Here is a 12,332-nt window from a genome sequence, read left to right as displayed (position 1 = left end):
TCCTCAGCCCAGGCAGTGGGTCGGGGCCCCGACCCCGACCAGAACCATGACCCACTGCCCGGGCGGACGACTCCGACCGCGGTTTGACCCCAACGGCGGTAGCTGTCCCCAACTGCGGTAGCAGTCAAAGACCGCCCGTTCGGTAGCCAAGACCGCGGGGGCGGTTCCGACTGCGGTAGCAGCGCCCCAACTGCGGTAGCAACTAGACTGCGGGTGCAGTAAGCCCAAACCGCGGTAGCAGTTCACTCAACAAAAGCGGTAGCCCGTGTTCCACTTCTCCCTCGAGTCCCGCACCGACCGCGCCCGTTCCGGCGTCTTCCACACCCCCCACGGCCCCGTGGAAACGCCGCAGTTCATGCCCGTCGGGACCCTCGCGTCCGTGAAGGCCCTCGACCCCGATGACCTCCACCGTCTCGGGGCCTCCATGATCCTCGCCAACGCCTACCACCTCCGCCTCCGGCCCGGCGACGACCTCGTCCGCACCATGGGCGGCCTCCACCGCTTCATGCAGTGGGATGGCCCCATCCTCACCGATTCCGGCGGCTTCCAGGTCTTCTCGCTCGAAGGACTGAGAAGAATTGAAGAAAGCGGGGTGGAGTTCCGTAGCCACATCGATGGCTCGCTCCAGCAGTTCACCCCCGAGTCCGTCATGCGCATCGAACGCAACCTCGGCGCCGACGTCATCATGCAATTCGATCACGTCGTCCCCGGACAGTCACCCCACGACCTCGCCCAGGTCGCCATGGAGCGCAGCCTGCGCTGGCTGGACCGCTGCAAGGTCGAGTTTGACCGCCTGCAGGACGAGGACCCCGATGCCCCCACCCCCGTCCAGGCCCTCTTCCCCATTGTCCAGGGCGGCATCCACGCCGATCTGCGTCAGGCCTCGGCACGTGGCATCAAGAGCGCCGGCGATTGGGTGGGCTACGGCATTGGCGGGCTCTCGGTGGGCGAGGCCAAGCCCGACATGTACGCCATGCTCGACGTGGTGGACCTCGAGCTCCCCGAAGACCGGCCCCGCTACCTCATGGGCGTGGGCTTCCCCGAGGACCTCGTGGAAGGCGTGGCCCGCGGCGTGGACCTGTTTGATTGTGTGGCCCCCACCCGCATGGGCCGAACCGGCGCGTTTTTCACCACCACCGGCCGCCGCAGCATCAAGAACGCCCAGTGGCGCCTCGACCCGTCCCCGCTCGAGGAGTCCTGCACCTGCGTCGCCTGCGCCCGCTTCAGCAAGGCCTACATCCGACATTTGTTCATCACCGAAGAAATTCTCGGACTCCGCCTCCTGAGCCTGCACAATGTACATTTCCTTGTTGCGCTGATGCGCGACGCCCGGGCCGCCATCCAGGACGGCAGCTTCGCGGGCTGGAGCCGTGACTGGCTCGCCCGCTATCACTCTCGCACCACCTCGTCATGACCGGTTCCATCATCGCCAGTTTCGCGCTCCTGCAGGCCCCCGCCGGTTCGGCTGTGCCGCAGATGATCTTCATGTACGGCGCGATCTTCGCGATTTTCTACTTCGTGCTCATTCGCCCGCAGCAGAAGCAGCGCAAGCAGCACGAAGAGCGCGTGAAGAGCCTCAAGAAGGGCGACGAAATCGTCACCGCCGGTGGCATCGTGGGTGAGGTCATGCACATTGCCGGCACCGGCAATGACGGCGTCGCCAAGCTCACCGACCGCATCACCATCAAGTCGGGCGAATCCAAGCTCGTCGTCGAGCGCGGTCGCATCGCCGCCGTCGGTGGTGGCAACGCCACGCCCAACGCCTAAGGTCGCCCGTGGCTCGTCTCGATATCCACGTCCTCGGCTCGCCCATTCTTCGTCAGGAGACCGAGCGCGTTACGCAGATCACGCCCGAGCTTAGGCGTCTGGTGGACGACATGTTCGACACCATGGACGCCGCCAGCGGCGTGGGCCTCGCGGCGCCGCAGGTGGGGCGCAGTGAACGGCTGGCCGTCGTGGATGCCGACGACCAGCGCCTCGTGATCATCAATCCGGAAATCGTGCACCACGAAGGTGGCCTGGTGCGCGCCGAGGAAGGCTGCCTCTCCATTCCCGAGGTGTACGCGGAAGTGGACCGTCATGCGCGTGTGACCGTGCGCGCGCAGGACATCGACGGCACCTGGTTCGAAATCGAGAACGCCGGGGATCTGCTCGGTCGCTGCCTGCAGCACGAAATCGATCACCTGCATGGCAAGATCTTCTTCGACCGACTGAGTCTGCTCAAGAAGCGGCGCGCCATGCGCGAGTGGGAAGACGAGAAGCGCAAGTATCCGCAGAACGTGCGGGTCCTGCCGGTGGGTGACCTGCCGCCAGAGAAGTCGGCGGCCATCAAGGCCGGCAGCAAAGCCGACGCCAAGTAACGGGGACTGGCCCCATGCGCATTCTCTTCTGGGGCACGCCCGACTTCGCGGTTCCGCCGCTCCGGGCCCTGCTCGGCGAAGGCCACGATGTCGTGGCGGTGGTCACGCAGCCCGACAAGCCACGCGGCCGCTCACGCACGCAGCTCGATCCGTCGCCGGTCAAAGTGGTCGCGCTCGAAGAAGGCCTGCCCGTACTGCAGCCCATCAAGCCGCGCGGTGAGGAGTTCATCGCCGAGCTCAAGGCGCTCGATCTCGACTTGTCGGTGGTGGTGGCCTATGGCCATATCCTGCCCAAAGCCGTCATCGACCTGCCGCGGCTTGGCACGCTCAACATTCACGCCTCGCTGCTGCCCGTGCTGCGCGGCGCCGCACCCATTCAGGCCAGCATTCTCGAAGGACACGCCGAGACCGGTGTGACCATCATGCAAATGGTGCCCGCGCTCGACGCCGGTGACATGCTGCATGTGCTGCGCACGCCCATCGGGTCCGACACCACCTATGGCGAACTGCATGACCAGTTGGCCGAGATGGGTGCGCTGGCCATCGTGCAGGCCCTCACGCTCATCGAGGCCGGCGCCTCGCGCGCGGTGCCGCAGGACGACTCGCTGTCCACTTACGCGCCCAAGATCGATCGCGACATGGCGCGCGTGGATTTTGCCTGGCCGGCCACGCAGGTCTCGCGCGTCGTGCGCGCCTTCGACCCGAGGCCGGGCGCCTTTGCCACGCTTGCCGGCAACACCGTCAAGCTCTTTGGTGCGCGCCTCGTGGACGACGGCCACGACGCGGCACTCGACGAGCCACTGCGCGAAAGCCCGCCGGGCACGGTGCGCAGCATCGACGAACAGGGCCTGCTCGTGCGCTGCGGCAGCGGCGCCGTTCGCATCAGTGATGTGCAACCCAGTGGCAAGGCGCGCATGACCGCCCTCGCCTGGGCGCGTGGCCGCGGCGTGCAGGTGGGCGATCAGTTTGAGCCCGGCCTCGCATCACGAGGCGCGCCGTGACGACGATCGTGAGTACCCGACAGTGAGCGCCACCGCACGTCCACCGCACCGCGGCTCCGCTTCGTCGGGAGCAGCCGGTGTCACACCGTCCCGTGTGGCAGCGGCCATGCTGCTCACCGACCTGCGGCAGGGCCACCTGCTCGACGCGTCCTTCGATCGTCACGCAGGCCCGCTCGATGCGCGCGATCGTCGTTGGGTGCAGGAACTCGTGTGGGGCATGCTGCGCAGTCGCGCGCGTCTCGACGCGCAGCTCAGTGGCCTCGTACGCGGCGGACTCGCTGTGCTCGACGCCGATGTGCTCGACCTGCTGCGCATGGGCGCGTATCAGCTCCTGCACATGGGTTCGGTGCCGGCCTACGCTGCCATCGGGCAAACCGTGGAGCTCAGCAAGCGCCGCCATGGTATTGGCGCCAGCAAGCTCGTGAACGCGGTGCTGCGTCGCCTCGATCGGGAGCGCGATACGCTGACCGCACAGCTTGCGCAGCAACAGCAACGCGGCGACATGTTCGACGCCCTCGCGCTCGAGTATTCCCACCCGCGGTTCATCGTGCAGCGCTGGGTGCAGCAGTTTGGTGAAGCCGACGCCGCGCGATTGTTGGCGGTAAACAACGCGGCCGCGCCCATGGTGCTGCGTCCGCACGCACGCAGCGTCGAGGTGCTGGCCGCCGAACTCGCGGACTCTGGTGTGACCGGCACGCCCGTGCCGCTCGTGCCCGACTCGCTGCAACTGGACGGGCCGGTGGCGCTCGCCGACCTCGGTGCGTTCCGGCAGGGCCACTTCTACGTGCAGGATCCGGCCGCCACACTCGTTGTGCAGTACGCGCATGTGCCCGAGCACGCGGTGGTGGCCGACCTGTGCGCGGCCCCCGGCAGCAAGGCCCTCGAACTCGCGCGACGCGCCCGTCTGGTCATCGCCGCCGATCGCAGTCTGCATCGCGTACGGCGCATGCAGGCCGGCTTTGCACGCCTGGACAGCACCAACGTGCTGCCCGTGGTAGCCGATGCCCTCGCGCCGTCACTGCCGCTCATGGACGCGGTGCTCGTTGATGCGCCGTGCACCGGCACCGGCACCTTCCGTCGGCACCCGGATGCGCGCTGGCGACTGCGCGTGAGTGATGTGCCCGTGCTGGCCGCCGTGCAGAAGCAGATTCTCAAGTCGGCCGCCACGCTCGTGCGTCCCGGCGGTTTGCTCGTCTACAGCACCTGCTCGCTCGAACCCGAAGAGAATGAGGAACAGGTGCAGTCGTTTCTCGCTTCACACCCTGACTTCATGCTCGACGCGCCCCCACAAGGCACCGTGCCCGATGCCGTGCTCGACGCCGGCCTGCTGCGTGTGCTGCCGCAACGCCATGACGCCGACGGGGCATTTGCTGCTCGCATGCGGAGGCGCGCCTGATGGCCAACCAAACCACGAAGACCAGCGGCACGGCGAAGAAGAAACGTGGCCCGGTCACAACACGCACCTGGCTCATTCGTCTCGGCGTGGCGGTGCTGGCGGGCCTCGCCATCGGCGGCGCCGGCGGGGTCGTCACCGTGAACACGCTTGAGCCGGGACGTGCGGGCAGTGTGGATTCACTGCAGCTCATGCTCGACAGCCTCGCCAGTGGCCAGCAGGCCAAGGCCGACGCGGATCCCATCGACTCGGCCATCAGGGCGGCCGAGGCCCAGCAGGCCGAACAGGCCAGACTGGAGGCCGAGGCCAATGCGCAGGCCGATGCGGTGGGCCTGCTCACGGTGCCGTCGCTGCTCGATCTCGAGGAAGGCGAAGCGCGCAACCGCATCGTCGATGCCGGCCTGCAGGTGGGCGAGGTGCAGTTTCAGTCGAGCCCCAAACCGGCCGGCGTGGTGCTGGGCACCTTTCCGGTCTCGGGCGCGCGCGTGAATCGCGGCGCCACCATCACGCTCGTGCTCAGTGATGGACGACCACAGGCCGACACGCTGGCCGTTTCTCTTTTCTCACTCCGCTGATCATGTCCGTACGCATCGCTCCATCCGTTCTCAGTGCCGACTTCCGAAAGCTCGGCGATGAGCTGGCCATGTGCGTGGCCGGTGGTGCCGACTGGATTCACGTGGACGTCATGGACGGCCGCTTCGTACCCAACCTGTCATTCGGCACCAAGGTCATTGAAGCCGTGCGCAAGAGCACCGACAAGGTGGTCGATGTGCACCTCATGGTGGTGGAGCCGGAGAACTACTTCGACGACTACGTGAAGGCGGGCGCCGACGTGCTCACCATTCACGCCGAGGCCGCGCCGCATCTCGACCGTCAGCTCATGCGCATCAAGGAGCTCGGCGCGAAGGCCGGCGTGGCCCTCAACCCCGGCACGCCGCTCAGTGCCATCGAGGAAGTCGCGCATCTGCTCGATCTGCTGCTGATCATGAGCGTCAATCCGGGGTATGGAGGGCAGAAGTTCATCGAGTACTCGGTGGACAAGATCGAGCGCGCGCGGTTTCTGCTCGATCAGGCCGGCAGCTCGGCGGTACTCGAAGTCGACGGCGGCATCAGCCGCGAGACCATCGCGCGCTGCTGGCGCGCCGGTGCCGACACCTTTGTCGCCGGCAACGCGATCTTCGGCGCGGCGCATCCGCAGTCGGAGATCGCCGTGTTGCGCAACCTCTGCTCGGAAAGCGTATGACGGTCAAGCAGCAGTGGATGATCGTGCTGGGCATCGTGGCCGTGCTGCTGGGCGGCGCGTTCACGGCCTCGCACTTCCTCAAGGACGAACTCACCAGCGTGACCGTGGGCTCCGATGCGCCGGGCTTTGCGGCCAAGACGCTGACGCAGCCCGCGGCCATGAAGTCGCTCACCAACTATCGCGGCGAAGTGGTGCTGCTCAACATCTGGGCGACCTGGTGCATTCCCTGCCGCGTGGAAATGCCGAGCATGGACTCGCTGCACCAGGCGCTGGGCCCCAAGGGCCTCAAGATCGTGGCCGTGAGCGTGGACAACGCCGGCCAGGAGCAGGCCATCCGCGATTTTGTGCAGGAGTACAAGCTGGGCTTCGAGGTGTTGCACGATGAGTCGGGCAGCATTCAGGGCATCTATCGCACCACGGGTGTGCCCGAAACGTTTGTCATCGACCGCAAGGGCGTGATTCGCCGCAAGTCCATCGGCGCCGAAGACTGGAACTCCGAGGGCAATCGCAAGCTCATGTCGATGCTGCTCGACGAGCCGCGTCCCTGACGCGTTGTCATGCGCGACACGCCGTAAGCGATACGTCATGAGCGACACGCCTTGAGTCACACACTGTGAGCGACACTGCACGTCCACTGCGCCTGCTGGGCATAGAAACGTCCTGCGACGAAACGTCGGCGGCGGTGGTGTGTGGTGTGCAGCAATATGGTGCCGACGGCGAGGTGACACTCGGGCAGGCGACCATCGAGTCGTTGGTGATTCTTTCCCAGGACGTGCATCGGCTCTTTGGTGGCGTCGTGCCGGAAATTGCGAGCCGTCAGCATCTCACCGGCATCGTGCCGGCAGTGGATACGGCGTTGCGCGAAGCCGGCGTGAACATGGCCGACATTGATGCGGTGGCGGTCACGCACGCACCGGGTCTGGTTGGTGCGCTGCTCGTGGGCACGAGCTACGCCAAGGGCCTTGCGCTGGCGCATGGCAAGCCGGTGGTGCCCGTGCATCACATGGAAGGGCATCTCTTTGCCACGCTGCTCGAACATCCCGACGCCGCGCCGCCGTTCACCGCCCTGCTGGTGAGTGGAGGGCACACGCTGCTGCTCGATGTGCCGGCCTGGGGCCACTATCGCCTGTTGGGTCAGACGCGCGACGATGCCGTGGGGGAAGCGTTTGACAAGGTGGCCAAGCTGCTGGGCCTGCCCTATCCCGGCGGACGTCCCATTGAGCAGTTGGCGGCCACGGCCGAGTCGCCGGAGTACGGCCACGCGCACTGGTTCGCGCGGCCCATGCTGCGCAAGCGCGCCGTGGTTACCGACGCGGACTACTACGACTGTTCGTTCAGCGGCCTCAAGACGGCCGTGCTCTACGCGGTGCGTGCCGCAGAAAAGGACGGCACGTTGGATGCCCAGCGCGCCAGCATTGCGCGCGGCTTTCAGGATGCCGTCATCGACACGCTCACCGAGAAGGTGTATCGCGCGGCCAAGGCCCACCGGCGCGGCCGCATCGTGCTGGGCGGTGGCGTGGCCTGCAATGGCGCGCTGCAGCAGGCGCTGCGCGAACGCTTTGCCGGGCGAGGGGGGACGGTGTTTGCGCCCACCCCGCGTCTCAGTACCGACAACGCCGCCATGATCGCCGCGGCGGGGTTATATCGTTTCGGTCGCGGCGAGTTTGCCGCGCCCAGCATGACGGCTACGGCGTCCTTGCCCATTCCCGGTCTATCTTGAGTTGATGTCGCCCATCGTTCATCACCCCACGAGTTTCTCGCTCGGTCCGCTGGAGCTCACCGGCTTCGGCCTGGCTGTGCTCGCGGCCTTCGCCATTTCGCAGATCATCTGTCAGCGTGAACTCTGGCGCCGCGGGCAGAACGCGGAGGCCGAGGCCATACCGGATATCGTCATGGCGGCGCTCATTGGCACGCTCATTGGCGCCAAGAGCTACTATGTGGTGCTCACCGGCGACCCCGGCGCATTCTTCAGCCGCGGCGGCTTTGTCTTCTGGGGCGGCTTCATGGGTGCGGTGGCACTGTGCTGGGCCGTCATCAAGTACAAGAAGCTCGACTTCCTGCGCATTGCCGACGTGGCCGGCATTGCCATTGCCGCGGGTTATGCCGTGGGACGCACGGGCTGCTGGGCCGTGGGTGACGACTATGGGCGGCCGTGGAACGGCTTCCTCGCCACCCAGTTTCCCGAGGGCGCCCCACCGAGCACCGTAGGCGTCATGAGCTCCATGTTCGGCGTGCAGTTCCCCGAGGGCAGCGATCCGGCTTCGGTGGTGGCCGTGCACCCCACGCAGCTCTACGAGACGGTCATGGGCTTCGGCATGTTTGTCGTGCTCTGGGCCCTGCGCAAGCATCCCCACAAGGCCGGCTGGCTGTTTGGCCTCTACCTCATTGTGGCCGGCATCGAGCGCTTCGTCGTGGAGTTCTTCCGCGCCAAGGACGACCGCTTCTTTGGCCCGCTGACCGCCGCGCAGGTGATTGCCATCGTGCTGGCCGTGCTGGGCACGGGCGTGATGGCAGCGCGGCGGCAGACGGCTCGCTAGTCCGCGTGGCGGGGCGTCAGGTTACAGGCGCCCCGCGCGCAATCCCCGATTGGAGTTCTCCCCATTGCACATCCACCCTTGGGCTGAGTACTATTCATTGTCACCTTTGAGAAACATTCTCATCTAGATCCGTGAACCACGCCAGCCTTCCCACCCTGCAGTCGACCGAGAGCGCCACGCGCACCTGCGCGCTGAGCAGCTGCCGCGCCGGTACGCGCGTGACGGTCGTCGATATCGAGTGTTCGGGCGACGAAGCCTGCCGCCTCCGCGCACTGGGTTTCTGCGAAGGGACGTCGGTCAATGTCATCGACGCGCGCGACTCCATGCTCCTCGAAGTGCGCGGCACGCGCCTCGCCCTCGGCGCGGCGCTCACGGCGGGCATCACCGTTCAGCCGTCTGCGGCCCGCGCCTGAGCGCGGCGCTGCTGTGCTGAACCTCGCGGCGTGAACACCACGGTGCGGCCATGACCGCTCCAACCGCCGAGTCTGCTTCGGGCGCCACTGCGCCCCTGCCGCCAAGCGGCACGTTGCGGGTCGCCATCATCGGCAACCCCAACACCGGCAAGACCACGCTCTTCAACGCGCTCACCGGTCTGCGCCAGCGCGTGGGCAATTTTGCCGGCGTCACCGTCGAGCGCGTGGAAGGCGCCTTCAAGGGCCCCGGCGGTCAGCGTGTGGCCGTGCTCGATCTGCCCGGCAGCTATTCGCTGTCTGCCGGCTCGCCCGACGAACAGATCGCACTCGACGTGCTGTTGCAGCGTGACGCCGATCGTTGGCGCCCAGACGTCGTGCTGGTTGTGATCGACGCTTCGCACCTCGAGCGCAATCTCTTCCTGGCGGGCCAGGTCATCGAACTCGGGGTGCCCGTCGTCGTAGCACTCAACCAGATCGATGTGGCGACGGCGCAGGGCATCAACATCGATGTGCCCGAGTTGTCGCACGAGTTGGGTGTGCAGGTCATTCCGACGGTGGCCAAGCGCGGTGAGGGGCTCGACCCACTCAAGTCGGCGCTGGTGCGCGCCGGCACGCTGCCGCTGCCCGAGCGGCGCTTCCGCTTGCCGGCCGATGTGCAGCGTGCACTCACACCCGTGGAACAGTGTCTGCTGCGTGAAGGCCTGCATCCCTCGGCCGCTGGCATGGAGGCGCTGCGTCTTCTGGGTGTGCAGCGCACCGAGCCGCATCTCGCGCAGGTGCCTGATCTGCGCGACGAAGTGGTGGCTGCCATGGAGAAGCTGCGCGGCGCCGGCTACACGCCCGCGCGTCTCGAAAGTGAAATCCGCTACGCGTGGATTGCCGATGTGGTGGGACGCACGGTCACGCGCTCGGCGCAGGACAGCGTGTCTTTCAGTGATCGGGTGGACCGGGTGGTGCTGCATCGCGTGTGGGGGCCGCTGATTTTTCTGCTGCTCATGGCCGTGGTGTTCCAGGCGGTCTTCACCTGGGCGGCGCCACTGATGGACGGCATCGAGGTGCTCATTGGCGCACTCGGTGGTGCGGTGGCTGAGCGCATACCCGAGGGCGACCTGCGCAGTCTGGTGGAAGGCGGCCTGTTTGGCGGCGTCGGGTCGGTGCTCGTCTTCCTGCCCCAGATCGCCATTCTCTTTGCGTTCATCACGTTGCTCGAGCACTCGGGCTACATGGCACGCGCCGCGTTCCTCATGGATCGTGTGATGCGCCGCGTGGGGCTGCACGGCAAGAGCTTCATTCCCATGCTCTCGGGTTATGCCTGCGCCGTGCCGGGTGTCATGGCCACCCGCACCATTGAGGACCCCAAGGACCGTCTCGCCACCATCATGGTGGTGCCGCTCATGAGCTGTTCGGCGCGCCTGCCGGTGTACACGCTGCTCATTGGCGCCTTCGTGCCCACCACAGCGCTGCTGCCCGGCCTTACCATGCAGGGCGCCACCATGCTGGGCATGTACCTCCTCGGCACGGTCACCGCGCTGGTGGTGGCGGCCATCTTCAAGCGCACGCTGCTCAAGGGCCCGGTGCGCCCCATGATTCTGGAGTTGCCGCCCTATCGCTGGCCGAGTGTGTGGTCGTTGCTGGTCTCGGTATGGCAGCGTTGTGCGCTCTTCCTGCGCCGCGCGGGCACGGTCATTCTCGCGCTGTCCATCGTGCTCTGGGCCATGGCCACCTATCCCAAGGCCAGCGTGGATGCGTCGCTGCCGGAGGAAATGCAGGCCGAGCAGCAGCTCGAGTACTCGCTGCTGGGTCGCGTGGGCAAGGCCATTGAACCCGCGGTGCGTCCGCTGGGGTATGACTGGAAGATCGGCGTGTCCATCGCGGCCAGCTTCGCGGCGCGCGAGGTGTTCGTGTCCACCATGGGCACCATCTACGGTGTCGGTGGGGAGAACGAAGCGGCACTGAGCGAGAAGTTGCGCGCCGAAGTGGACCCGAACACGGGGCAGCGTCGCTACACGCCGCTTGTCGCCATCGGGCTGATGGTGTTCTACGTGTACGCGCTCATGTGCATCAGCACGGTGGCGGTCACGGTACGTGAGGCAGGCGGTGGCGCGGTGGGATGGCGCTGGGCCGGCATCCAGTTCGTGTACATGCTGGCGCTGGCGTGGGTGGCCGCCTGGCTGGTGTACGCAGGCGGACGGGCACTCGGCTTCGGAGGATAGCGCAGATGTCAGTCGATACGCTGGTGGTGTTCGGCATCGTGGCGGCGGCCGTGGCGTTTACGGCGCGACGGGCATGGAAGGCGCTGCGGCCGGCGCGCAAGACCGGTTGCGGGTCGGACTGCGGGTGCGGGCATTAACAGCCAACTGCGACAAGCCAACTGCGGAACAGCAAACCGCGACAGCCAACAGCGAAACGGCCAACCGCGATAGCCTGCGCGTCGGAAGCCATTACCTCAGCAGCCGTAACACGGAAGCCTCAACCGCAGCCCTGCAGTTGAGGCTTCTGCCATTAAGGCTTCCGAGCATGCAGGCTTCCGGCGCGCAGGCTATCGCCGTTGGCTGTTTCGCGGTTTGCTGTTCCGCAGTTGGCTTCTCGCTGTTTGCTGTTCACCTAACCCCGAAGCACCATCGAAATCTCCGACCACGCGTCGTCGGCAGCGGCAAACACCTCTCGCGCCTGCTCCACCCATCGCCGCCACTCGGCCAACTGGCTGTCCATCGCGCTGCCGCGCAGCGCCTCGCCGGCCACCCGCATGCGCGCGAGCGCCTCGAACAGCGGCGCCGCCTCGTCCTCCATCACCGCTTCCAGCGCACGCTGCTCGGCGGGTTGGCTGGCCAGCGTACGGGAGAGATCGGTGAGCACCTGCTGCATGCGTGTGCTGAGCGCCGCGCCATCGAGCAGCGCGACCTGCCGCAGCGGATCACTCACGCCCTGCACCGCCCGCCGCGCATCCAGCAGTGGCGCAAACCACGCGTCATGCGCGGCCGCCAACGGATCGTCGGGTCCGGTGGCCGGCACGCGCGTGAGACCGAAGGCGCGCAGCCCGCGTGTGAGTTCGGGCATGAGGCAGGCCGCCGCGAGCAAGGAAAGCGCGAGTGGGCGCAGGTCGTCACCACCCGTCAGTTCGAGCACATCGTGATCGCGCAGATACAGCGTGCAGCGCTGCGGATGGATCGCGAGCCCTTCCAGTCCATCGAGTGCGAGCCGCCACGCGGCCGCCGCCGGCCACTGCAGCAGCAGCGCCCCGTCATCGAGTGAGGCCTGGCCCGCGGCATCGATATCGCGGCCGCGCACGATGCCGTGCACATGCACGGCGACCGTGGGCAGGGGTGGGGCGGGTGGCAGCGCGGAATCGGCCATGAGCGTCACGTGTGCGTTACGTGTGTTACGT

The 12,332-nt window shown here is 66.9% G+C and carries 14 protein-coding genes; 13 read left to right on the top strand and 1 reads right to left on the bottom strand.

Going from position 1 to position 12,332, the window contains the following annotated elements; genetic code table 11:
* The first annotated feature begins 265 nt into the window (after positions 1–265).
* From tgt to B2747_RS01925, 13 genes are all read left to right on the top strand, one after another.
* Positions 266–1,414: a tRNA guanosine(34) transglycosylase Tgt gene (gene tgt, locus B2747_RS01985; protein ID WP_291156186.1), complete on the top strand. Its 1,149-nt coding sequence runs from the start codon at positions 266–268 to the stop codon at positions 1,412–1,414.
* The gene (gene yajC / locus B2747_RS01980) at positions 1,411–1,767 is read left to right on the top strand and encodes a preprotein translocase subunit YajC (protein ID WP_291156183.1); all 357 of its coding nucleotides are present in this window, start codon (positions 1,411–1,413) and stop codon (positions 1,765–1,767) included. Before tgt ends, yajC begins: the two co-directional genes overlap by 4 nt.
* A gap of 8 nt (positions 1,768–1,775) precedes the next feature.
* Positions 1,776–2,360 (top strand): peptide deformylase, encoded by a 585-nt coding sequence (gene def, locus B2747_RS01975; RefSeq protein ID WP_291156180.1) that lies wholly within the window; start codon positions 1,776–1,778, stop codon positions 2,358–2,360.
* 14 nt (positions 2,361–2,374) lie between these two features.
* Positions 2,375–3,361, top strand: coding sequence for a methionyl-tRNA formyltransferase (gene fmt, locus B2747_RS01970; protein WP_291156177.1), 987 nt, complete (start codon positions 2,375–2,377; stop codon positions 3,359–3,361).
* A 22-nt stretch (positions 3,362–3,383) separates the two neighbouring features.
* Positions 3,384–4,757 carry a 16S rRNA (cytosine(967)-C(5))-methyltransferase RsmB gene (gene rsmB / locus B2747_RS01965; protein WP_291156174.1) on the top strand — a complete coding sequence of 458 codons (1,374 nt, stop codon included), beginning with the start codon at positions 3,384–3,386 and terminating at the stop codon, positions 4,755–4,757.
* Positions 4,757–5,329: a PASTA domain-containing protein gene (locus tag B2747_RS01960; protein WP_291156172.1), complete on the top strand. Its 573-nt coding sequence runs from the start codon at positions 4,757–4,759 to the stop codon at positions 5,327–5,329. Before rsmB ends, B2747_RS01960 begins: the two co-directional genes overlap by 1 nt.
* Before the next feature lie 2 nt (positions 5,330–5,331).
* Positions 5,332–5,997, top strand: coding sequence for a ribulose-phosphate 3-epimerase (gene rpe, locus B2747_RS01955; RefSeq protein ID WP_291156169.1), 666 nt, complete (start codon positions 5,332–5,334; stop codon positions 5,995–5,997).
* Positions 5,994–6,545 carry a TlpA disulfide reductase family protein gene (locus B2747_RS01950; RefSeq protein WP_291156166.1) on the top strand — a complete coding sequence of 184 codons (552 nt, stop codon included), beginning with the start codon at positions 5,994–5,996 and terminating at the stop codon, positions 6,543–6,545. Before rpe ends, B2747_RS01950 begins: the two co-directional genes overlap by 4 nt.
* A 65-nt stretch (positions 6,546–6,610) precedes the next feature.
* Positions 6,611–7,717 carry a tRNA (adenosine(37)-N6)-threonylcarbamoyltransferase complex transferase subunit TsaD gene (gene tsaD, locus B2747_RS01945; RefSeq protein ID WP_291156164.1) on the top strand — a complete coding sequence of 369 codons (1,107 nt, stop codon included), beginning with the start codon at positions 6,611–6,613 and terminating at the stop codon, positions 7,715–7,717.
* 4 nt (positions 7,718–7,721) lie between these two features.
* Entirely contained in the window at positions 7,722–8,534 is an 813-nt protein-coding gene (locus tag B2747_RS01940; RefSeq protein WP_291156161.1) for a prolipoprotein diacylglyceryl transferase, read from the top strand.
* A 131-nt stretch (positions 8,535–8,665) separates the two neighbouring features.
* A complete protein-coding gene (locus B2747_RS01935; RefSeq protein WP_291156158.1) occupies positions 8,666–8,947 on the top strand; it encodes a FeoA family protein in 282 nt (93 codons plus the stop codon).
* 50 nt (positions 8,948–8,997) lie between these two features.
* Positions 8,998–11,160: a ferrous iron transport protein B gene (gene feoB, locus B2747_RS01930; protein ID WP_291156155.1), complete on the top strand. Its 2,163-nt coding sequence runs from the start codon at positions 8,998–9,000 to the stop codon at positions 11,158–11,160.
* 5 nt (positions 11,161–11,165) lie between these two features.
* Positions 11,166–11,297 (top strand): FeoB-associated Cys-rich membrane protein, encoded by a 132-nt coding sequence (locus B2747_RS01925; protein ID WP_291156152.1) that lies wholly within the window; start codon positions 11,166–11,168, stop codon positions 11,295–11,297.
* A 254-nt stretch (positions 11,298–11,551) separates the two neighbouring features.
* On the opposite strand, the gene B2747_RS01920 is transcribed toward B2747_RS01925, so the two are convergent.
* Positions 11,552–12,301 carry a hypothetical protein gene (locus B2747_RS01920; RefSeq protein WP_291156150.1) on the bottom strand — a complete coding sequence of 250 codons (750 nt, stop codon included), beginning with the start codon at positions 12,299–12,301 and terminating at the stop codon, positions 11,552–11,554.
* Positions 12,302–12,332: the final 31 nt, after the last annotated feature.

It is taken from the genome of Gemmatimonas sp. UBA7669, from assembly GCF_002483225.1.
Classification (GTDB): domain Bacteria; phylum Gemmatimonadota; class Gemmatimonadetes; order Gemmatimonadales; family Gemmatimonadaceae; genus Gemmatimonas.
This window is presented reverse-complemented; position numbering and strand designations above follow the sequence as displayed.